This window comes from Acinetobacter sp. ANC 3781, assembly GCF_004331285.1.
In the GTDB taxonomy this organism is placed as follows: Bacteria; Pseudomonadota; Gammaproteobacteria; order Pseudomonadales; family Moraxellaceae; genus Acinetobacter.
On the sequence record NZ_SJOH01000007.1, the window covers coordinates 102,608 to 123,529 of the forward strand.

Consider the following 20,922-nt stretch of genomic DNA (forward strand, 5'->3'; position numbering starts at 1 on the left):
TTAACGACTAAAGTTAACTGGATTTAGCAGTAAAGTGAGCTGAAGAATGAACTGAAACGGGTTCACTGTCATTATTAAGAATAAGATTATGGAGAGGGGCATCGACAATATTGAATGACTGATGGGCATCCTGCATCAGCTGATTAACTTCTTTCTTTTTTTTCATTTCCGAATCCTGATAGACCCAATATCCGAGCACTATCACGGCAAAAATGATGATGGAAATTAATAACTTATTCATAAGAAAATTTTATTATTTAGAAAGCTTTTCATCATCATAACAAATAACCACAATAAAGTGTGATTAAAATCACACTTTTAAAATCATCTTTTTTACTTTAATATCCATATTTAATAATTAAATACGTTATTTCTAAACCAAAAAATCCCGATCAATTTCAGGATTTTAATGACTAACCCAAACAAACTTAAGCCGCTTGTTTTTCATCACGCTTAAATACCAATTCGCCTTTGAGTGAACTTTCAGCATCAAAATAATAACCTTCGCTATTAAATGCTTTTAAGTCTTCTGCCTGATTTAACTGGTTTTCGATAATATATCGCGCCATCAAACCACGTGCTTTTTTGGCATAAAAACTAATGACTTTGTATTTTCCATTTTTTTGATCAAGAAAAACTGGCTTAATAATTTCGGCCTTAACTTTGCGTTCAATGATCGATTTATAATATTCATCAGATGCAATATTCACCAATAATTCCGAATTCGCCTGCTCTAGATCATCATTGATTAAGTGGGTAATTCGATCGCCCCAGAATTGATACAAGTTATGACCACGCGGATTGTTCAATTTGGTGCCCATTTCTAAACGATACGGCATCATCAAGTCTAAAGGACGCAATAAACCATAAAGCCCAGACAACATACGCAAATGATTTTGTGCAAATTCAATATGTTGCTCATTTAGATTATAGGCATCTAAACCGGTATACACATCTCCTTTAAAGGCAAATAAAGCCTGACGTGAGTTAGAAAAGTTTAACTCAGATTGCCAGTCATTGAAGCGTTCAACATTCAATTTGGCAATTTTTTCACTCACGCTCATTAAACTGGATAAATCTGCAGCAGTCAGTTTACGACTTACGTCTATAAGTTCTTGTGAATGTTCCAGCAATCTTGGTAAGGTATGCATATCAGTGGGTAATGCAGATTCATAATCTAAAGTCTTGGCAGGAGAAACTAGGGCGAGCATAAACAACCTGATCAAAAAATAATTAAACAGACTATAACAGTAGACTTATTTTATTTCCAATCTGTGTTTTTACTGAACATTATCGGTAAAATACCTCATTCTCCTGTTATTCATCGGTTGTTATATGTCCGAGCAAATTTTCATTCAAGGTCCTGCTGGTCAACTTGAAATTTTTGTTGATTATCCTCAGGGTGAAGTGAAAGGATTCGCGATTGTATGTCATCCCCACCCATTACAGGGCGGAACGCCGCAGCATAAGGTCCCTACACTTCTTGCTCAAATGTTTCTTGAACGCGGTTGTATTGTGTATCGTCCTAGTTTCCGTGGTTCAGGCCAAAGTGAAGGCTTGCATGATGAAGGTTTTGGCGAAACTGATGATGTTCTAGAAACCATTAAACAAATTCGCAACAAGCATATCAACCTGCCTTTTTATGCCGGCGGCTTTAGTTTTGGTGCCCATGTCATGGCGAAAAGCTACCACAGTTTGCAAGATGAAATAAAGCCTAAACAATTGATTTTATGCGGCTTACCGACAGCAACCGTGGCAGGTTTACGTCACTATGTCACCCCCGCTATCAAAGGCGATATTTTGTTTATTCATGGGGAAGCCGATGAAGTTACTTTATTGTCAGATTTGATTGAATGGGCAAAACCACAACGCCATTTGTTAACGATTTTGCCGGGTGCAAACCACTTTTTTACTGGATATTTAAAGCAATTGCGTATCGCGATTTCACGCTATCTGGTGGCTTAACTACCTCTTAATAAACAACTCAGCAGTGTTATTGCGTGCCAAATCAATTTTGGCATATGCTGATATTTATTTATTGGAAAAAGACTTAGAATACTTCTGAGTCTTTTTCTTAGTGTCTAAAAGAAAAATTTTATATCAAACTTCCTCCCAACTGCATACACATCTCACAAATTTCTTAAAAAAGCTATTATTCCCCTTATTTTCAATAAATTACTTCCTTTATTTCAATAATATAATAAAATGCTAAACAGCTTAATATTTAAGCTTTATTGCAATTCATAACACAATCCATGAATAATATAATCACTGCATGAGTCGGATAAGGCTCCTGTTTAGACGTAAATTTGATTGCTGTTTTAAAGGGATATTATGAAAACTATTTTTGGGATTATTGCGCTTAGCTTGTTCTATTCTTCAGCTATGGCACAAAATATTGAAGGTGTTTGGCGCTATATGGATGATAAAACAGGGGAAGCCAAGGGTTTGGTTAAAATTGAGCAGCAAGTCGATGGCACATACGCAGGTAAGGTACTCAAAGCCACTCCTCGCCAAGGCTATACACCAAAAGAATTTTGTACCAACTGCCCTGCTCCCTATACCAATCAGCCCATTATTGGCATGCAAGTCATTAGTAACTTGAAGTCTGTCGACCAAGTTAACTATACAGATGGAAAAATTCTCGATCCTGTCTCAGGGAAAATTTATAAACTTAAAGGTAAACTGAATGTTTCTGGGAAAAAATTATTTCTCCGCGGCTATATGGGGGTTTCTGCCGTTGGACGCAGCCAAACTTGGCTCCGGGTGGAATAAAATGCCAATGAAAATATCATATTAATAATCAGTTTTACTAAAAATTCTTGATTTTTATATTATTAATTTTAATACTGTTGATCTCAAATAAAAAAGTGGCAGATATCACACCTGAGCTATATCTGCCACATTTAATTTTTAAACTGAAAATTCAGCTTAAATTAACCTTTCCATTCAAACCCACTAAAAGATTCATCTTCTTTCAAAGTATTCTCAACTGCTTGCGCCAACTGGTTCAATAAACTTTGTTCAGTAATCCGCTCTAGCCAATCCTGCTCTTCATCTGGGTACGAAGTAATTTCACAGACTAAATGCCCTTCTGCATCATGACTCTGGCAAGTGACCGATAAAGGCAAGGATTGATTGTCTACACTAACCGCAACCTGATCACCACTTTGTGACAAGGTTTGAAAGCCATATTGCCCTAATTCTTTAGATAAAAGATCTGCGACATATTCCTGAGTCACATGACAATCGTTGGACTGGTGCGACATATGATTATGCTTTTCACAGTTTGCAGTAAATTGTAATTTTCTCATCTTTCTATCCAAAGGCATTCTTGTTGTAGGGTTTTAGAATAAGCAATAAAAACAAAACAGCCAAGCAAAAGCTTGGCTGTTTTCTAACAAATATACAAAATTAGACTAATTACTCACTGACTAGAATCTCTAATCCGGCTTGATTGGTCAATTCAGTGAAGGTCGGGAAACTGGTGGCTACCGTTTCTGTACCAACAATTTTGATTTCACCTGAGGTACGCAAGCCTGCCATACTAAAACTCATGGCAATACGATGGTCATGATGGGATTCTATTTCACCGCCAGTGAAAATTGCAGACCAGTCACCTGATTTACCCTTACCTTCAATGATGATGCCATCATCGGTTGGTGTGCAGTCGATACCCATGGTTTGCAAACCATCAGCCATCACTTGAATACGGTCTGACTCTTTTACGCGAAGTTCAGCAGCACCGGTCAAAATGGTTTGGCCTTCTGCACATGCAGCCGCGATAAATAGTGCCGGAAATTCATCAATGGCTAATGGCACTTGATCTTCCGGCATATGAATACCTTTTAAAGTACGCGATCCTTTGATACGAATATCTGCAATTGGCTCACCACCAGCAATACGTTCGTTTTCTACCGTTAAATCTGCACCCATTTGTTTCAGAATTTCAATAATACCGGTACGCGTCGGGTTAATCCCTACCGCTTCTAAGGTAACATCAGAACCTTCGGTAATGGCTGCACCGACCATAAAGAACGCCGCAGATGAAATATCGGATGGCACTTGAATATCGGTACCCACCAACTTGCCGCCACCTTGCAATGAAATGCGGTTACCTTCCGTTTTCACCTCATAACCGAATGCACGAAGCATACGCTCAGAGTGATCACGGGTCGGTTCTGGCTCTGTCACTGAAGTTTCACCATTTGCCCAAAGACCTGCCAGTAAAATACCTGATTTCACCTGAGCCGATGCCATAGGTAAGTCGTAGTGAAAACCTTTCAGGTTTTGGCTACCGGTAATTGATACTGGCGGTGTACCGCGTTCACCTGTAGTTTGAATCTGCGCACCCATTTCACGTAACGGTTTGGCAATACGTTCCATTGGACGTTTAGACAGTGATGCATCACCGGTCATCACAGAATCAAATTTTTGTGCACACAACATCCCGGCGAGCAGACGCATTGATGTACCCGAGTTACCCATGTATAAGGCACTTGCAGGTGCTTTCAAACCATTCATACCGACGCCATGAATAGTCACTTCACCATTTTTAGGCCCTTCAATGCTGACGCCCATGTCACGGAATGCTTGAAGCGTTGCCAATGCATCTTCACCTTCCAAGAAACCGGTCACATGCGTAGTACCTTCTGCAATCGCACCAAACATGATGGAACGGTGTGACACAGATTTGTCACCTGGCACGGTAAATTTACCTTGGAATTTTTTAGCACCCGGCAAAATGGTAAATTGTTGTGTCACTTTATCGTTCTCCATCAAAGGTTTCTTAGAAAGCATATGATTGAAATGCTGACGTGCCGCTTGAGCATGTTCAAGCAATCCTATCAATGCTTTGGAATCTTCATTTTCAATCAGTTTACGGATTTGAGTCAGTTGCAGCTCGAAACCATCGACCGCATTTAAAATCGCTTTTTTATTAGCAAAAAAGATGTCATGCCACATCTGTGGATCACTGGCGGCAATGCGTGAAAAATCGCGGAAGCCCCCGGCAGCATAACGGAAAATATCGAGATTATCTTCACGGTTGGCCAGTTGCTCAACCAGGTTAAATGCCATTAAATGCGGAAGATGGCTAGTATGGGCCAGCACTTCATCATGCTTGTCCACATCCATGCAAATCACTTCTGCTTTTGCAGCTTGCCACAGTTGAATCAGTTTATCCACGGCCCAGTCGCCACTACTTGAAAGCGGTGTCAAAATGACTTTATGGTTGGCAAATAAATCAACCTTACCGGCATGTACACCAGTATGTTCTGCACCTGCAATTGGGTGACCCGGTACAAAACCTTCTGGCAGGTTTTCACCATATACCGCTTTTGCAGCATCGACTACATTGCCTTTGGTGCTACCGACATCGGTAATGATGGTTTTTTCTGACAGATACGGCTGGATAATTTCCAGTACTTTTTGCGTTGCGCGAACCGGCAAAGCCAAAACCACCAGATCGGCACCTTGCACGGCATCGACAGGATTGCTATAGCCTTCCTGAATCAAGCCAAGTGCTTTTGCATCATCCAGGGTTTTTTGCGAACGCGTTGAGGCAACAATTTGCTTTGCCAATTTTTCAGCAATCATCACACGAGCCAAACTTGAGCCAATCAGCCCAAGCCCAATAAAGGCAACTTTTTCAAACAGTGGCTGAGACATGACTTAGGCTTTTTCCTCTACCGCACTGCTGGTCAAATCCAATACTTTGCCAAGTGCTGTCAAGAACTTGGCATTTTCAGCTTCAGTACCAATCGATACACGAAGATGATTTGGAATTCCAACTGGACGCACAATGACACCTTCTTTCAACAATGCAGTGAAAGTCTGCGCAGGGTCAGCCTGTACATCGACTAAAATAAAGTTGGCGCGTGAAGGCACATAATTTAAACCTAGCGCATCAAAGCCTTGCTCTAATTGCTTCATACCCGCTTTATTGACAATACGCGATTGTTCAATAAAATCTTCATCTTTCAATGCGGCTACAGCTGCGACCATTGCCAGATGATTGACATTAAACGGCTGACGGATACGGTTCAGGTAATCGGTCACTTCTGTCGATGCCAAGGCAAAACCAACACGTAATGCTGCCAAGCCATAACATTTAGACAAGGTACGGCTGACAATAATGTTTGGATATTGTTCTAAGAATTTCAGGCTATTAAAGTTTTCGGGGAAATATTCCACATAGGCTTCATCCAGAACCACAATCACATTGGCCGGAACTTTTTGCATGAAGGCTTCAAATTCAGCTTCTTCAAACCAAGTTCCCGTCGGATTGTTTGGATTGGCAATAAATACAAGTTTGGTATTGTCTTTAATTGCCGCTGCCATAGCATCCAAGTCATGGGCAAAGCCTTTTGCAGGCACTTCAATCGCTTCTGCATTAATCGCTTGAGTCACCAAAGCATATACCGCAAACGCATGCTGGCTATACACTACAGAATCGCTTTCTGACACGAATGCACGGGCAAACATTTCAAGCAAGTCGTTTGAACCATTCCCTAAAGTAATCCGGTCAGCAGTCACGCCAAACTGTGCCTGAATCTGGTCTTTTAAGATAAAACCGCCACCGTCCGGATATCGTCCGATTTCTGCCAGTTCAGCAGCAACTGCCGCTTTAACCTTGTCAGAACAACCCAATGGATTTTCATTCGAGGCCAATTTAACGATATCAGTAATCCCTAACTCGCGCTCAAGTTCACTAATGGGTTTACCTGGTTGATAAGGCTTTAACTTTGAGATGCCTTCATTGGCAGGAACAAACGACATGTTACTCTTCCAGTTATTTCAAGTGATAAATGTGGTCAACTTCAATGCAAAAATTGACCATCGCTTTGATGGATAAGATTTACAATACTGCAATCGGGTAAGAACCCAGAACTCGCACTTCTTTTACCAAAGGACGAATTTCTTCAATTGCCGCCTTCACATTTTCCTGATCGACATGGCCTTCCAGATCAATAAAGAAAACATAGGCCCATTTTTCAGGCAAAGCCGGACGGGTTTCAATACTGGTTAGACTAATGTTGTGTTTTGCAAAAGGTGCAAGAATTTCCAGCAATGCACCGGCACGGTCATGCGCAGAAATCAATAATGAAGTTTTGTCATTACCACTTGGCGGCACTTTTTCACGGCCAATCACCAAGAAACGCGTGGTATTTTCCGGATTATCTTCGATGTTGCCATGTAGAATTTCCAGGTCATAAATGCTTGCAGCCACTTCAGATGCAATTGCTGCTGAATGCCATTCATTGCGAATACGGCGTGCCGCTTCGGCATTTGAACTAAGGGCAACACGTTCTACACCCGGATAATGTGCATCTAACCAGCCACGGCATTGCGCCAATGTTTGCTGATGTGCATAAATCTGTTTGATGCTGTCTTTACGGGTATTGGATGAAACAAGAAACTGGTGATGAATACGCAGTTCCACTTCACCAATGACATTTAAATGTGAGGCTTTAAAACAGTCTAAAGTATGGTTCACCACACCTTCAGATGAGTTTTCAACCGGCACTAAACCATAATGTGCACTGCCCGCTTCGACTTCACGGAATACTTCATCAATGGTTGGCAGTGGACGGACAATGGCATCTTGTCCAAAATGCTTAAGGACTGCTGAATGAGTAAACGTTCCAACAGGACCCAAGAACGCAATACTTTGCGGAGCTTCAAGCGCCAGGCATGCTGACATGATTTCGCGGAATAAACGCGCCATGGTCACATCAGACAATGGCCCTTCATTACGCTGCATAACATTACGTAAAACTTGTGCTTCACGTTCAGGACGGTAAAACAACGGATTCTCTTCAGAAGCAAATTTTGCTTTTGCCACTGCTTCTGCCAATTTCGCTCGACGATTGATAAGTTGTTGAATCTGCTGATCTACAGAGTCAATATCCTCACGAATTTTAGCCAGGTCAAGAGAAGTCGTGGTGTTTTGATCGTCGTGGATCATTGTTATGTCGCCCTTCGAAAACATTATGCAAACAGTATAACAATAGTTAGCTTTCAAATGTTACGCAATAAGACTTTGATTGATTCAGTCTTAAAAACATACAGTTGATTTAATCAGTAATTTTATTGCTGAGGTTTTTGCCATGAATATTTAAAATTGATGACTTTTTGCCAATTTGCTCAAAATTTCGCAGCAAGTGTAGATTTTTAAATACACAACAGTCATGCCGATTTTATGGCATTTGATTAAATTCATTTATCGGCATTTGCAAATAAGGTCAGATTTCAAAGCTCTTAATGATAATTATTTTTCTCTAGTTTTTTTCAGTTTCCATCCCACTGATTGGCAGACTTGATCATTGCGAAAAATACCTGTTTACTCGATGTTAAAAGACCAATGTCAGGACTGACATAAATAATCAAAACGAAGTTTAAATAAATTTAAGGATAATCAATGAGTCATTACGCACAGCGCCCATGGGAAAAACATTTACCTGCATCATTACATGGCTACCAACTTCAACCAGAGCAAGTTCGAGCTAATCTGGCAGAATTACTCACCCATACCACGGCGCAATTCCCCCAATCCCCCGCATTCAGTGTGGTATTGCCGGTTGGCTTAAGCAAGACTTTAACGTTCCAGGAAATTGATGATCTCTCGACTGCATTTGCCAATTATTTACAACATCATCTTCAGCTTCAAAAAGGTGATGTGGTCGGTTTGCAAATGCCGAATTCCCTGCAATACCCAATTGCAATATTTGCCTGCTGGAAAGTCGGGCTGATCATTACCAATATCAATCCGCTGTATACCCCACGTGAGCTTAAGTACCAATTGACAGACAGTGGTGCAAAAGCGCTGATTGTTTCCGAGCTGTTTTTAGCGACTTTCGAACAGGTAATTCAAAAAAACCCTAAACTTCAATCGCTTGCCTTAGTCACAGCAAGTTTAAGTGAGTTTTTTGATGAACCGTATAGCGGCATGATTGCACAAAAGATGCAGGCAGATGCCGAAACTCAAGGTCGCTCACTCAAACTAAGTATTGAATATGCCACCTTCGCAGATGCGTTAGCCATTGGCAAAACTTTAGAGCAATACATTCCTATTCAACATGGTATTGCCCTGTATCAATACACAGGCGGCACCACTGGACGCAGTAAAGGCGCGGTGATCAGTCATCAAAATGTAGCGTCACTGATCAAAATCACCGGTGATTATTTACGCGCACATCAATCTGGATTTAATCAGCAGGACTGTATTTTAACTGCCATTCCGCTGTACCATATTTTTGCTTTTAGTGTAAATTTTCTGATGTTCTTTGAAGGTGGTTCACATAATTTACTGATTCCATCACCACGCCCAGTCAGCAATTTAAAACCCGCTTTTGAGAATTTTAATGTTACTTGGCTAACAGGGGTAGATACTTTATATGCAGGTCTTTTGGCAGAGGACTGGTTTGTACAAAATCCACCAAAACTTACCTGTGCGATTTCAGGTGGAACGGCACTGCGCCCTGCAACTGCTGAAAACTGGAAGGTCAAAGTCGGCACAATTATTGAAGGTTTTGGCATGACTGAAACCAGTTGTGCAGCGTTACTGCATCCCCCGATCAGTGAAATTCGCCAAGGTTCTGTCGGTTTCCCACTCCCCGGCTCAGACATTAAAATTGTGAATGCAGAAGGTCAGGAAGTTCCATTGGGTCAAGCCGGTGAACTTTGTGTGAAAGGACCACAAATTGTCTTGGGTTATTTAAACCGCCCAACTGAAACCGCTGAAACTTTTGTAGATGGCTGGTTACATACTGGCGATATCGCAAAAGTTGATGAAGATGGGTTTTGTTACATTTTAGACCGCAAGAAAGATATGGTGATTGTTTCAGGTTTTAATGTTTATCCTAATGAAATTGAAGCCATTCTTGTAGAACACCCTGATGTCATTGAGGCTGCAGTTATTGGCATACCGGATAAACAAACAGGTGAATCAGTTAAAGCTTTTGTTGCGTTAAGCAACCCTCATCTTTCTATTGATGACATTTTAAAGCACTGCAAAGAAAACCTGACGGCCTATAAAATCCCAAAATTCATTGAGATACTAAGTGAATTACCCAAGTCAACCGTCGGAAAAATTCTACGTGCTGAACTTCGACAAACAGAGCAACAAAAAAATATCGCTTAGATTCGAATCATTACACGCTTAAATCCGGCCCTGAAGCCCTGTCTTCGGGGCTTTTCCTTTTGCAATAGCTCTTTACTAAAGTGCATCACAAAAGTTTAAGCTTTGATCTATATTCTTTTAATAAAGCAATTCGGAGAATAATAATGTCAAAAAGAATCGCCGTTTTAGTGACTCATGATTTTGAAGATATCGAATACTCAGAACCTGTACAGGCCTTTCGCGCAGCCCGTCATAGCGTTTTAAATATTGAAAACAGAGCAGGCAATATTGTCTACGGTAATAAGCGTAAATTTGCAGTGACCATCGACCAAAGTATAGATGATGTTTCAGTGCATGATTTTGACGCCTTACTTATTCCTGGTGGCCATTCACCTGACCGACTGTGTAATGATGATCGTTTTATTCATTTTATACGTAATTTTGCCCATGCAAAAAAGCCAATAATGAGTATTTGTCATAATCCCCAGCTACTGATTACCGCAAAGGTAGTCAAAGGACGATTAATGACTACGCTTAAAACTTTCGCTACTGATCTGATCAATGCGGGTGCGGTGTATTACGACGTAGAAGTCGTGAATGATAATAATCTGTATATCTCTTCACGTTCGCCTGAAGATTTACCCGCCTTTATCGAAGAAAGCCTGATGGTCTTGAATCAATAAAAAAGAGCCATCTGGCTCTTTTTTATTGTAAAACTTAGCGACCCAATATACTGCGAGCCACAATCTCTTTCATAATCTCATTGGTTCCACCGTAAATGCGCTGAATACGGGCATCAACAAAGAAACGTGAAATTGGATATTCAGTCATATAACCATAGCCACCGAACAGTTGTAACAGGTTATCAGCAATTTTCATTTGCATATCCGTTGCAAAACTTTTTAGTGCCGCAGCAGTTTCTACATCAAGTTTACCTTGCATGTAGAGTTCAACATTTTGATTATAAAACGCGGCTGTCGCCAGTTCATCAATTTTCGCTTGTGCCAAAACAAAGCGGGTATTCTGAAATTGACTAATTGGCTGACCAAACGCTTGACGCTCTTTTACATAAGCAACAGTGACATCAATTGAACCACGAATCGCACCAATCGCTGTTGAGGCAATCGCTGTACGTTCACGTGGTAACTCTTGCATTAAATAGGCGAAACCTTGACCCGGCTGACCGAGTAATTGATCCTTTGGCACTTGGATATTATCAAAGAATAATTCGGAGGTATCTTGCGAATGCAAACCGATTTTGTTCAGGTTGCTGCCCTTTTTAAAACCCTCCAGATGCGTATCGAGTAGCAATAAGGACACACCTTTTGCACGTGCTTGCGGGTCAGTTTTTGCGGCCAATATCACTACATCTGCATGTTGACCATTTGAAATAAAGGTTTTCGAACCATTTAAAAGGTAATAATCACCCTGCAAAATGGCATTGGTACGCATAGCTTGCAAATCTGAACCCGCTCCCGGTTCAGTCATGCCAATGGCACCGACCACTTCACCAGAAACCATTTTCGGCAACCAGTATTGCTTTTGCTCTTCACTACCAATATGCAAAATATACGGCGCTGCAATTTCAGAATGACAGGAAATACCGGTAGATAATGCGCTAAACCCTGCGCGTGCAGACTCTTCAACCAGCATCAGTGAATAATGGGTTGGAACGCCGTAACCACCATATTCCTCAGGTACATCGACACACAAGAAACCATTTTCGCCCAATGCATTCCAGATCGAACGCGGCATAATGCCTTCTTGCTCCCACTGTTCATAATGAGGTGCAACATGTTCATTCATAAAACGTTTAAAGTTATCGCGAAACAGTTCTAAATCTGCATCATAAGCCAACATATAGCATCCTTGTATGTGGTTGTTGTATTTATTCCTCTCCCCCCATCCTATTCATTTTATAAAGATCTGTCATGTTCTATAGCCTCCCTATTTCATGACTTTTGGGTCAATAAAAAAGGAAGCCGAAGCTTCCCTTTTAAGGTCAAAGAGAATTAAGCGTGGGGCTTAACTTCTTCTTCCATCATGTTATCAATTTCAGCTGGATTTGCTAATGCATAATCAAGCTTGTTTTTGTCTAATTGTCCGACCCATTTTGCAACCACTAAAGTTGCCAATGAGTTGCCCACCAGATTAGTCAATGCACGCGCTTCTGACATGAAACGGTCAATACCGAGAATCAATGCCAGACCTGCAACCGGAATATGTCCTACCGCAGACAAAGTCGCAGCCATCACAATAAAGCCAGAACCTGTTACACCCGCCGCACCTTTAGAAGAAATCAATAACACTACAAGTAATGTAATTTGATGTTCAACATCTAACGGCGTATTGGTTGCTTGAGCAATAAAGATTGCAGCCATGGTCAAGTAAATAGACGTACCATCCAAGTTAAATGAATAACCTGTTGGAATGACCAGACCCACCACCGACTTTTCCGCACCCGCAAGTTCAAGCTTCTTCAACATACGTGGCAATACTGATTCTGAAGATGATGTACCCAGTACAATCAACAGCTCTTCACGAATCAGGCGAATCATTTTCATGATACTAAAGCCTGAGATACGCGCAATCGTTCCTAAAACTAGGAAAATAAACAGCAGACAAGTAATGTAGAAACAGATGATTAACTGGGCCAACTGCGCCAGTGAACCAATACCGTATTTACCAATAGTAAATGCCATCGCACCAAACGCACCAATCGGTGCTAACTTCATAATCATGTTTACGATATTGAAGAATACATGGGCAATTTGGTCGACCAGTTTCAATACTGGTTTACCGGCATCACCAAGTTTATGCAGCGCAAAACCGAACAGAATAGCGAAAAGCAATACTTGTAGAATTTCACCTTCAGCAAATGCACCCACCACCGTATTCGGGATGATATTCATCAGGAAATCGAGAGTCGATTGCGATTGGCCTGATTCTACATATTTAGAAATACCTGAGGTGTCTAAAGATGCAGGATCAATATTCATACCTACACCCGGCTTGGCAATATTAATTACCAATAAACCGATGAGTAAGGCAATCGTTGATACAATCTCAAAGTAAAGTAAAGCAACGCCACCAGTTTTACCTACTGACTTCATGCTTTCCATACCAGCAATACCGCTGACCACTGTACAGAAGATTACTGGGGCGATGATCATTTTAATCAAACGAATAAAAGCATCACCTAAAGGTTTAAGTTGTTCACCTAAGCCTGGAACATATTGTTCTGCACCATTAATTATTTGCGTTCCGCTTGGCGAAAAGTGACCCACCAGAATACCCGCAATAATGGCAACAATCACTTGAAAATAGAGTGACTTATAAATTGGTTTTTTAGCCATGACATTACTTCACGATATATTTCTAAATAAGAAATATTCAGTTTTTGTCTATTTTCAACAAATAAACAGCCCAAAACCCTTTTGCCAAGCAAAAGAGCACCAAAGCATTGAATTCATTCAATACTGAACAATAATACGTATTATAAATGTGATTAAAACCACGATATTCTGAACTTTTCCAAATTCAAAACTGTTAGATAAGCAGGATTGAAATGCAACAAAGGTCTAACATAGGTCAAATTTTACCTAATTTTTTAGCTTTTGTTCTCCCTTATTTGTTAATAAGACTAAATAATCGCCTATTTTTTATTAGACATTGGTCTAAACTCGACCCATCAAGTTTTGTTTGAATTTAGCTGAAATATTTCTATCAACTTTATAAAATAACCGCATACTTATTTTACTTGCCTATTTAAAGTCAGTCTTATGCAAACCAAAAGAAATATCTACAAAGATTTTGAACATCCTTTTGCACAATATGTCCGTATTGTAGGTAAAGGAAAAAATGGTGCACGTTCGCTTAGCTATGAAGAGGCTTATCAAGCCTTTAGCATGATCTTAAAAGATGAAGTGCTGGATGTTCAGCTTGGTGCTTTTTTAATGCTATTACGCGTTAAAGAAGAATCTGTAGATGAACTGGCCGGTTTTGTACAAGCCACCCGTGATCAACTCAATTTTAAAAACTTAGATGTTGACTTAGATTGGTCATCTTATGCAGGTAAGCGCAAGCATTATCCATGGTTTTTACTGGCTGCCCTGACTTTGGCACAACAGGGCTATAAAGTGGTGATGCATGGTGCATCAGGTCATACCATTAACCGTCTTTATACTGAACAGGTATTGGAATACCTCGGTTATGCTATTTGCCAAAATGACACAGATGTGGAACAACAATTACAACAACGCAATTTTGCCTATCTTCCTTTAGAAGCAATTTCACCTATTTTAAGTGACTTGATTGCCTTACGTAACGTGATGGGCTTACGCTCCCCAATTCATACCCTTGCCCGTTTGATTAACCCTTTCAATGCCAAAGCAACGCTGCAAGCGATCTTCCATCCTGCCTATCGTGGTTCGCACCAACAGGCGGCTTTTAAATTAGGCTATAACAATAGTGCGGTCATTAAAGGTGAAGGTGGTGAATTTGAACGCAATCCCGATGCTAAAACTTTAATTTGCGGCATTAAAAATGGCGAGCTATACGAGCACGAATTACCTAAATTGACTGAAAACCGGAGCCCGATTGAAGAAGAACTGAATTTGGCAGTTTTTAAAGCCGTTTGGGAAGGTAAGCAAAGTCATGAATATGGTGAAATTGCCGTGACTGAAACCATTGGGATTGCCTTATATACAATGGGAGCATGTGCTTCTTTTGATGATGCAATGTTAAAAGCCAAAGAGCTTTGGGTGAAACGTCTCCAAGTTATTTGATTGGGTATGTCGATAAATGCCTGAGCAAGTGATGCGCTATTTTTCCTTATTGTTTTTTAGACGTTAAAATAGCATTTAATCACATGAGATCGGCAGGATGCCGATCTCATGTGCTGTGATACAAGGATGTATCATGAGTACAACAAAGGCTTTTGTTTACTTTTGCCCTGTCAAAAGTAAAACTTGCCTATGCAAAGCCATTTGAAGACTTGAGACTTCGTGTGGCCGTGATGTGCTTTAGTTTAAGCTAGGGATCAATAAAAAAGACACCGCAGTGTCTTTTTTTATAACGAAGTACTTAAATAAAACGAATCGGCTTGAATTCTTCGTCTTGCTGTGGGTCATGTGAATCACAATGTTCATCTTCTTCTTTGGTACCGCGGTCAATATAGCCACTACGTTCAGTTTCAGGCAAATTTTTCATTTCCCAAGCATAAACTGCCTGCATACAGGTTTGACGCTGTTCAGCCGTCAAAACAATCCCGTTAGGCCATTTACCAATTTCTACTGCTGTTTTTAAACGCGAAACAATTTCAGGATCGAGTACGGCCAGCATTTGTTCAATATTCATCATTTAATCCTGCTGTTGTAAAGAGTCAAAATCTTGATTCCACCCCAGTTTGGTACGACATGCCATATAGAAGTCATACCCTGGCGGATGAAGTAAATTCAATTTAAATGGATGTTTACGGATATGTAAACTATCACCGACATTCAATGAAACGCTATGCTGACCATCGGCACTAACCATGGGTAACACGCGATTTTCACGAATTATAATCTTAATTTCACTATGTCCACCGACCACAATTGGACGTGAAGACAACGTATGCGGATGCATCGGTACTAAAGAAATAGCATCCATACCCGGATGGACAATCGGCCCACCACCCGATAAGGCATATGCCGTAGAACCTGTAGGTGTCGAGACAATCAGACCATCACTATGCTGACGATAGACATATTGACCATCAATATTCAATTCGAAGTCAATCATGTGAACAGAGCGACCGGAATGTAAAACTATATCATTCAGAGCGATGGCATCATAAATACTCTCACCTTTAGAGCGAATTTCCATTTCCAGCAAGAAACGGCGATCCAGCTGAAATTCACCCTTCAGCACCTGATCGAGTTTGAATATAACTTCGGTCGGCTTAATATCGGTTAAAAAGCCCAAACGACCACGGTTCACGCCAATGACAGGCGTATTATGTTTTACCAGTGCACGTGCGGCATGCAATAAAGAGCCGTCGCCACCGACCACAATCACCAAATCAACCACTTCCCCCAGTAAAGCACGACTGACAGTTTGCGTATTGGGATATGGCACCAGCGCTGCTGTTTGAGAATCAAAAACAGGATGAAGTCCTAAACTTAAAAGATGGTCATGAATGAGACTTAAAGTTTCAACGACGGAGGATTTATCTGGACGTCCTATTAATCCGATGTTTCGAAAAGTTTTATGTGAAATTTGCACCTGAGTGATCGCTCCGCTACGATTCCTGCCTATCATAGCACTAACCCTATTCATTTTAAAAAACTTTAAAGTTGGATATAACCCGTTACCTAGATGAATATGTTACTCAATAACGATTTGCTTTCCCCTACATAAGTGAAGTGTAGTAAACCTCCTGACTGGTTTAGGCAATATTGATTTTTTATGATAAAGATCACATTTTATCAGCGGCATCTTGAAACCTATAATTTTGCCTGTCTCCCCAGAACGAATAATGGGTTTTAAAATTGACCCGATTTTGCCCAATACAGGCTGTACTATAAAAACAGTATCTTATTTAAAATCAAAAGTTAATTATAAATTTTCTTACTTTTTAATTATTATATTTTCTCTTCATTCACAGATTAATTATTGCAAAAAAATTAAAAGCTTCGCATGATTAGCACAATTTATCAGGATCTTACAATAATTGATGAAGTCTGAACGTGGTATCGGTTTACTAGCGCTTATTTTTTCAATATTAGTCATTGGTGCTTTCTTGGCCTTTAGTATCTATTTAATCCGAATGGATAATATTGTGCGGAATAAGTTTGAAGGACAACGCTGGGATATTCCTGCGAAAGTATTTGCGCGTCCTTTGGAAATTTATACCAATGCGCCGGTTAATCAGACAGACTTTACTCAAGAGCTGAAATTACTTGGCTATAAAGGCTCTGATAGCTATACCAAATCAGGTAGTTATGTCACTTCAGGTGATGCACTCTATGTGCATACCCGTGGTTTTGATTTTGGCGATAGCGCAGAACCTGAACAAGTTTTAAAAGTCACTTTTAACAATAATCAAATTGCTGAAGTTAGTGCGACAAAGCCCTCGTCTACCGGTATTGCTCGTTTAGAGCCTTTGTTGATTGGCGGTATTTATCCGCAGCACAATGAAGACCGTATGCTGATTAAACTCGCTAAAGTCCCTAAACCTTTAATTGAAGCACTCATCGCGACGGAAGACCGTAACTTCTATCATCATTATGGCGTTTCAGTCCGCGGTACAGCACGTGCTTTAGTCAGTAATATCACAGGTGGTAAACGTCAAGGCGGTTCAACCCTGACTCAACAATTAGTGAAAAACTTCTATTTAAGCCCTGAAAGAACATTGAAACGTAAAGTTAATGAAGCTTTGATGGCTCTGCTAATTGAACTGCATTATGATAAAGATGAAATTTTAGAAGCTTATTTAAATGAAGTAAATCTGGGCCAAAATGGGAGTTACTCTATTAATGGCTATGGTCTGGCTTCACAATTTTACTTCGGTTTACCACTGAGAGAATTAAATATCGCTCAACAAGCCTATTTAGTCGGTTTAGTTCAAGGACCTACTCTTTTTAATCCGTGGAAAAATCCTGAAGGCGCAAAAAAACGTCGTGATATTGTTTTACACAATATGCTGGTTATGGGTTATCTCACTCAGGAACAGTTTGAGCAAGAAGTCGCACGACCTCTCAATGTAATTGCAAAACCAACCTTAGGCCCGGCTCGCTTCCCCGACTTTCTGGATATTGTCCGTCGCCAACTGCGTACCGAATATCAAGAAGGTGATTTGACCAATCAAGGTTTAAGAATTTTCACTACGCTTGATCCAATTGCCCAAACTAAAGTCCAAGAGGCGTTTAAAACATCTGTTTCCGGTTTAGCCAATGCCAATCCTAAACGCTTAAAAGATTTACAGGGTGCAGTTTTAATTTCGCATCCTGAAAATGGTGAACTGGTTGCAGCAGTAGGTTCTACACAAGATTTTACCGGTTTTAACCGTGCTTTGGATGCCAAACGTCAGGTGGGCTCTTTACTTAAACCAGTGATTTATTTAAGTGCGATTGAATCGGGACGCTATACTTGGGCCAGCCCTATTGAAGATAGTGCGCTGAATATTGCAAGTGGAGGAAAAAGCTGGACGCCTAAAAACTATAGCGGTGGCGAGCATGGTGTAGTTCCCATGGCGGAAGCGCTGGCAAATTCATACAACCTTGCTGCAGTGCGTTTAGGTCAGGAATTTGGCGTTTCAACTTTCAGTAATCACCTGAAAAAGTTTGGCGTAACCTCAGACATTCCTACTTATCCATCTATATTCCTCGGTGCAGTTGATATGTCACCGATGGAAGTAATGAGTATTTATAGCAACTTTGCTACGGGTGGATTTAAATATCCAATCAAATCGATTCGTTCTGTGGTGGATTCAAATGGGCGTTTACTAGACCGTTATGGACTGACCGTACAGCAAACTATTGATCCTTCTGCCGCCTATATTCTGAATTACGGCTTACAACAAGTGATGAGTTCAGGTACAGGTCGTTCGGCTTATAACGCCTTATCTGGCGATTTGAAACTGGCAGGTAAATCGGGAACCACCAACGATACGCGTGACTCATGGTTTGCAGGCTATTCTGGTAATTACCTAAGTGTGGTGTGGCTAGGCCTGGATGATAATAAAGTGACTGGCCTAACCGGTTCATCAGGTGCTTTGCCTGTTTGGACCAATGTCATGAAGCAACTGCGTCAGAAACCTGTAAATTTACGTCAAACAGAAAATGTGCAATGGCACTGGATTGACCGCGCAACTGGGCATTTGTCTGCACAAGGTTGTGAAGGCGCCATGTACATTCCGATACTACGCAATAATGTGCCACGTCAAGCAACCGGATGTGGTTTACCTTATTACCAAGTAGAACCGGTTTACAATTCTGACACTGAAAACAATCAGGCCGAACCTGAACAAAACGATAGTATTGAAAACTATATTCGTGAAAGTGAAACTGAAATGCCACGTGACTCTTCTAATAACAGTCAGGTCATTTCAAGCGGTAGCTATGATAACTAGTGGTGACGATTCAATAATGAAGCTTCGATTCAACATGTATAAGTTGGCTGTGATCGGTTTAGGTCTAATAGGTTTGGTGGGCTGTCAAAGTCTGCCAACGCCTGAGACCAACAAAGCAGAACCCACACCATCTTCTGAAAAGAAAGAAATTAAAACTCCTTCTGGTGTGGTCATTACCCCTTATGACCGTGAAGAAATTCAACGTAAAAAAATGCAAGTGGTGATTCCTGAACAAAGAAGCAGGCAACAATTTGATGATGGCCGAAAACTTCCTGCATTTAAAAAACTCATGCAAAAATCTCAGCTTGCTTATAAACAAGGTCAATGGAATCAAGCTGAAGCTGCAGCACTCCAAGCACAGCGCTTGGCTCCCCAAGCTGCCGAGACTTATTTGTATTTGGCTTTGGTGGCGAACAAGAAAAATAAACCCGCAAATGCAGAGGCTTTAGCGCAACGTGGGCTGAGCTATGCTCAAAGTAATGCAATGAAGAAACAGCTCTGGTTAGCCATTTTGAAAGCTGCACAACAGCAAAAAGACCCAAAAACCATTCAACAAGCACAAACGGCATTGAAAGGCTTATAACTTTTAAGATGTATTGAGTCGTTAAAGCCTAGCTCAATACATCTCCTTCTGTAGTTTATAAATTCTACATTTTATAAAAATCGAATACCCGCAATTCCATAAGCACCCTGCTGCTGAGCTTCTGGCAAATCACCTGCTTGCATTCCACCCAAAGCAAAAACAGGAATTTCGACTTGTGAAGTAAGAACTTTAAACTGTGCCCACCCTAATGCTCGAGTCTCTGGATGCGTTTCGGTAGCGACTACTGGACTTAACAGAATTGCATCACAACCAATTTTCTGCGCCTGAGTCATTGAAACCAAATCATGACAAGCAGCGATATAACGCTTACCGATAATTAAATCGCCTTGCATCAAGGACAGCACTTGCGACTGTTTTAAATGAATGGCTGAAATGGCTTGCTGTTGAATTGAATTTAACTGTTGATAAAGGTCAATATTCACAATCAGTTTAGATAATTGTTCAACGCTTAAGCCTGAAATTTCAATGATCTGTGCCTGAGTACCCTCAACACGCCAATACATCAACTGGTTTGAGTGCAAGTGGTTTAATGCACTTAACTGATCTGAAATTTTAATCTGATGTGCCCAATACAATCGTTTAATCATGGCTTGATTGGCTTTGGGGAAATTTAAACTCAGTAATTCATCACGGCTGTACCACGTCCAGGGCTGTTGAATTTCATTCAAGAGTGCAGTCGGTACGATGGCATGAAATAAATGCAAATTGACGATCACATCATCGTATTCATGGCGAATCACATTAAAAGCATGCCAGTCCTGCAGCCCAATACCCACTTCTTCATAAATTTCACGGCGACAGGCGGCTAAGGGACTTTCTGCTTCTTCAACTTTACCACCTGGAAATTCATGCTTATTTCCCTGATGCTGTTTTGCTTCACGCCATCCTACAAGTACCTTGTTCTGATGCAACAAGATTCCAATTGCAATATGAATCGTAGGTTTCGACATTCCGTACTCCTTTGCGTGAAAATATTACAGAGTGTAAGCAAATTTAGGTTTTTTATAAAATCTTAAATAATTGATTGACAGGTCTATTCGATAATGATTATCATTTAAAAAGTTCACTATATACCACGGA

At 40.6% G+C, this 20,922-nt stretch carries 18 protein-coding genes; 7 read left to right on the plus strand and 11 right to left on the minus strand.

The features are described from left to right. Positions 1-13: 13 nt before the first annotated feature. Both E0H89_RS07075 and yaaA read right to left on the minus strand, forming a co-directional pair. The gene (locus tag E0H89_RS07075) at positions 14-241 is read right to left on the minus strand and encodes a hypothetical protein (RefSeq protein ID WP_131215853.1); all 228 of its coding nucleotides are present in this window, start codon (positions 239-241) and stop codon (positions 14-16) included. 187 nt (positions 242-428) lie between these two features. Continuing rightward, positions 429-1,211 carry a peroxide stress protein YaaA gene (yaaA, locus tag E0H89_RS07080; RefSeq protein ID WP_131215855.1) on the minus strand — a complete coding sequence of 261 codons (783 nt, stop codon included), beginning with the start codon at positions 1,209-1,211 and terminating at the stop codon, positions 429-431. 124 nt (positions 1,212-1,335) lie between these two features. On the opposite strand from yaaA, the gene E0H89_RS07085 reads away from it, so the two are divergent. Beyond that, entirely contained in the window at positions 1,336-1,965 is a 630-nt protein-coding gene (locus tag E0H89_RS07085; protein ID WP_131215857.1) for an alpha/beta hydrolase, read from the plus strand. A 369-nt stretch (positions 1,966-2,334) separates the two neighbouring features. Continuing rightward, positions 2,335-2,775: a DUF2147 domain-containing protein gene (locus E0H89_RS07090; RefSeq protein ID WP_131215859.1), complete on the plus strand. Its 441-nt coding sequence runs from the start codon at positions 2,335-2,337 to the stop codon at positions 2,773-2,775. Positions 2,776-2,936: 161 nt separating this feature from the next. Here E0H89_RS07090 and E0H89_RS07095 read toward each other — a convergent pair whose 3' ends face one another. From E0H89_RS07095 to pheA, 4 genes are all read right to left on the minus strand, one after another. Next, positions 2,937-3,314: a hypothetical protein gene (locus E0H89_RS07095; protein WP_131215861.1), complete on the minus strand. Its 378-nt coding sequence runs from the start codon at positions 3,312-3,314 to the stop codon at positions 2,937-2,939. A gap of 109 nt (positions 3,315-3,423) precedes the next feature. Continuing rightward, positions 3,424-5,670: a bifunctional prephenate dehydrogenase/3-phosphoshikimate 1-carboxyvinyltransferase gene (locus E0H89_RS07100; RefSeq protein ID WP_131215863.1), complete on the minus strand. Its 2,247-nt coding sequence runs from the start codon at positions 5,668-5,670 to the stop codon at positions 3,424-3,426. Positions 5,671-5,673: 3 nt separating this feature from the next. Continuing rightward, positions 5,674-6,780 (minus strand): histidinol-phosphate transaminase, encoded by a 1,107-nt coding sequence (gene hisC, locus E0H89_RS07105; RefSeq protein ID WP_131215865.1) that lies wholly within the window; start codon positions 6,778-6,780, stop codon positions 5,674-5,676. 79 nt (positions 6,781-6,859) lie between these two features. Next, a complete protein-coding gene (gene pheA, locus E0H89_RS07110) occupies positions 6,860-7,969 on the minus strand; it encodes a prephenate dehydratase (RefSeq protein ID WP_131215868.1) in 1,110 nt (369 codons plus the stop codon). Positions 7,970-8,422: 453 nt separating this feature from the next. Here pheA and E0H89_RS07115 point away from each other — a divergent pair, with 453 nt between their 5' ends. Both E0H89_RS07115 and E0H89_RS07120 read left to right on the plus strand, forming a co-directional pair. Further along, complete coding sequence (locus tag E0H89_RS07115; protein ID WP_131215870.1) at positions 8,423-10,144, plus strand: long-chain-fatty-acid--CoA ligase; 1,722 nt, start codon at positions 8,423-8,425, stop codon at positions 10,142-10,144. A 143-nt stretch (positions 10,145-10,287) separates the two neighbouring features. Further along, the gene (locus E0H89_RS07120) at positions 10,288-10,806 is read left to right on the plus strand and encodes a type 1 glutamine amidotransferase domain-containing protein (RefSeq protein ID WP_131215872.1); all 519 of its coding nucleotides are present in this window, start codon (positions 10,288-10,290) and stop codon (positions 10,804-10,806) included. Between the two features lie 34 nt (positions 10,807-10,840). Here E0H89_RS07120 and E0H89_RS07125 read toward each other — a convergent pair whose 3' ends face one another. Further along, complete coding sequence (locus tag E0H89_RS07125) at positions 10,841-11,983, minus strand: acyl-CoA dehydrogenase family protein (protein ID WP_131215874.1); 1,143 nt, start codon at positions 11,981-11,983, stop codon at positions 10,841-10,843. A 152-nt stretch (positions 11,984-12,135) separates the two neighbouring features. Then, positions 12,136-13,479 carry a dicarboxylate/amino acid:cation symporter gene (locus tag E0H89_RS07130; protein ID WP_131215876.1) on the minus strand — a complete coding sequence of 448 codons (1,344 nt, stop codon included), beginning with the start codon at positions 13,477-13,479 and terminating at the stop codon, positions 12,136-12,138. Between the two features lie 426 nt (positions 13,480-13,905). On the opposite strand from E0H89_RS07130, the gene E0H89_RS07135 reads away from it, so the two are divergent. Further along, on the plus strand, positions 13,906-14,910 hold the full coding sequence (locus E0H89_RS07135; protein WP_131215878.1) for a glycosyl transferase family protein: 1,005 nt from the start codon (positions 13,906-13,908) through the stop codon (positions 14,908-14,910). 298 nt (positions 14,911-15,208) lie between these two features. Here E0H89_RS07135 and E0H89_RS07140 read toward each other — a convergent pair whose 3' ends face one another. Together E0H89_RS07140 and E0H89_RS07145 are read right to left on the minus strand one after the other, a co-directional pair. Further along, on the minus strand, positions 15,209-15,481 hold the full coding sequence (locus tag E0H89_RS07140; RefSeq protein ID WP_131215880.1) for a YeaC family protein: 273 nt from the start codon (positions 15,479-15,481) through the stop codon (positions 15,209-15,211). 3 nt (positions 15,482-15,484) lie between these two features. Beyond that, a complete protein-coding gene (locus tag E0H89_RS07145; RefSeq protein WP_131215882.1) occupies positions 15,485-16,426 on the minus strand; it encodes an NAD(+) kinase in 942 nt (313 codons plus the stop codon). A gap of 415 nt (positions 16,427-16,841) precedes the next feature. On the opposite strand from E0H89_RS07145, the gene mrcB reads away from it, so the two are divergent. Together mrcB and E0H89_RS07155 are read left to right on the plus strand one after the other, a co-directional pair. After that, positions 16,842-19,238 (plus strand): penicillin-binding protein 1B, encoded by a 2,397-nt coding sequence (mrcB, locus tag E0H89_RS07150; protein ID WP_131215884.1) that lies wholly within the window; start codon positions 16,842-16,844, stop codon positions 19,236-19,238. Between the two features lie 34 nt (positions 19,239-19,272). After that, entirely contained in the window at positions 19,273-19,821 is a 549-nt protein-coding gene (locus E0H89_RS07155) for a tetratricopeptide repeat protein (RefSeq protein WP_131215964.1), read from the plus strand. A gap of 71 nt (positions 19,822-19,892) precedes the next feature. Here E0H89_RS07155 and E0H89_RS07160 read toward each other — a convergent pair whose 3' ends face one another. Then, entirely contained in the window at positions 19,893-20,792 is a 900-nt protein-coding gene (locus tag E0H89_RS07160) for an NUDIX domain-containing protein (RefSeq protein WP_131215886.1), read from the minus strand. Positions 20,793-20,922 lie beyond the last annotated feature (130 nt).

Bases quoted from the DNA above. Each gene is read 5' to 3' on its own strand.
- E0H89_RS07075 (WP_131215853.1), bottom strand. From the start codon at position 241: ATGAATAAGTTATTAATTTCCATCATCATTTTTGCCGTGATAGTGCTC.
- yaaA (WP_131215855.1), bottom strand. From the start codon at position 1,211: ATGCTCGCCCTAGTTTCTCCTGCCAAGACTTTAGATTATGAATCTGCA.
- E0H89_RS07085 (WP_131215857.1), top strand. From the start codon at position 1,336: ATGTCCGAGCAAATTTTCATTCAAGGTCCTGCTGGTCAACTTGAAATT.
- E0H89_RS07090 (WP_131215859.1), top strand. From the start codon at position 2,335: ATGAAAACTATTTTTGGGATTATTGCGCTTAGCTTGTTCTATTCTTCA.
- E0H89_RS07095 (WP_131215861.1), bottom strand. From the start codon at position 3,314: ATGAGAAAATTACAATTTACTGCAAACTGTGAAAAGCATAATCATATG.
- E0H89_RS07100 (WP_131215863.1), bottom strand. From the start codon at position 5,670: ATGTCTCAGCCACTGTTTGAAAAAGTTGCCTTTATTGGGCTTGGGCTG.
- hisC (WP_131215865.1), bottom strand. From the start codon at position 6,780: ATGTCGTTTGTTCCTGCCAATGAAGGCATCTCAAAGTTAAAGCCTTAT.
- pheA (WP_131215868.1), bottom strand. From the start codon at position 7,969: ATGATCCACGACGATCAAAACACCACGACTTCTCTTGACCTGGCTAAA.
- E0H89_RS07115 (WP_131215870.1), top strand. From the start codon at position 8,423: ATGAGTCATTACGCACAGCGCCCATGGGAAAAACATTTACCTGCATCA.
- E0H89_RS07120 (WP_131215872.1), top strand. From the start codon at position 10,288: ATGTCAAAAAGAATCGCCGTTTTAGTGACTCATGATTTTGAAGATATC.
- E0H89_RS07125 (WP_131215874.1), bottom strand. From the start codon at position 11,983: ATGTTGGCTTATGATGCAGATTTAGAACTGTTTCGCGATAACTTTAAA.
- E0H89_RS07130 (WP_131215876.1), bottom strand. From the start codon at position 13,479: ATGGCTAAAAAACCAATTTATAAGTCACTCTATTTTCAAGTGATTGTT.
- E0H89_RS07135 (WP_131215878.1), top strand. From the start codon at position 13,906: ATGCAAACCAAAAGAAATATCTACAAAGATTTTGAACATCCTTTTGCA.
- E0H89_RS07140 (WP_131215880.1), bottom strand. From the start codon at position 15,481: ATGAATATTGAACAAATGCTGGCCGTACTCGATCCTGAAATTGTTTCG.
- E0H89_RS07145 (WP_131215882.1), bottom strand. From the start codon at position 16,426: ATGATAGGCAGGAATCGTAGCGGAGCGATCACTCAGGTGCAAATTTCA.
- mrcB (WP_131215884.1), top strand. From the start codon at position 16,842: ATGAAGTCTGAACGTGGTATCGGTTTACTAGCGCTTATTTTTTCAATA.
- E0H89_RS07155 (WP_131215964.1), top strand. From the start codon at position 19,273: ATGTATAAGTTGGCTGTGATCGGTTTAGGTCTAATAGGTTTGGTGGGC.
- E0H89_RS07160 (WP_131215886.1), bottom strand. From the start codon at position 20,792: ATGTCGAAACCTACGATTCATATTGCAATTGGAATCTTGTTGCATCAG.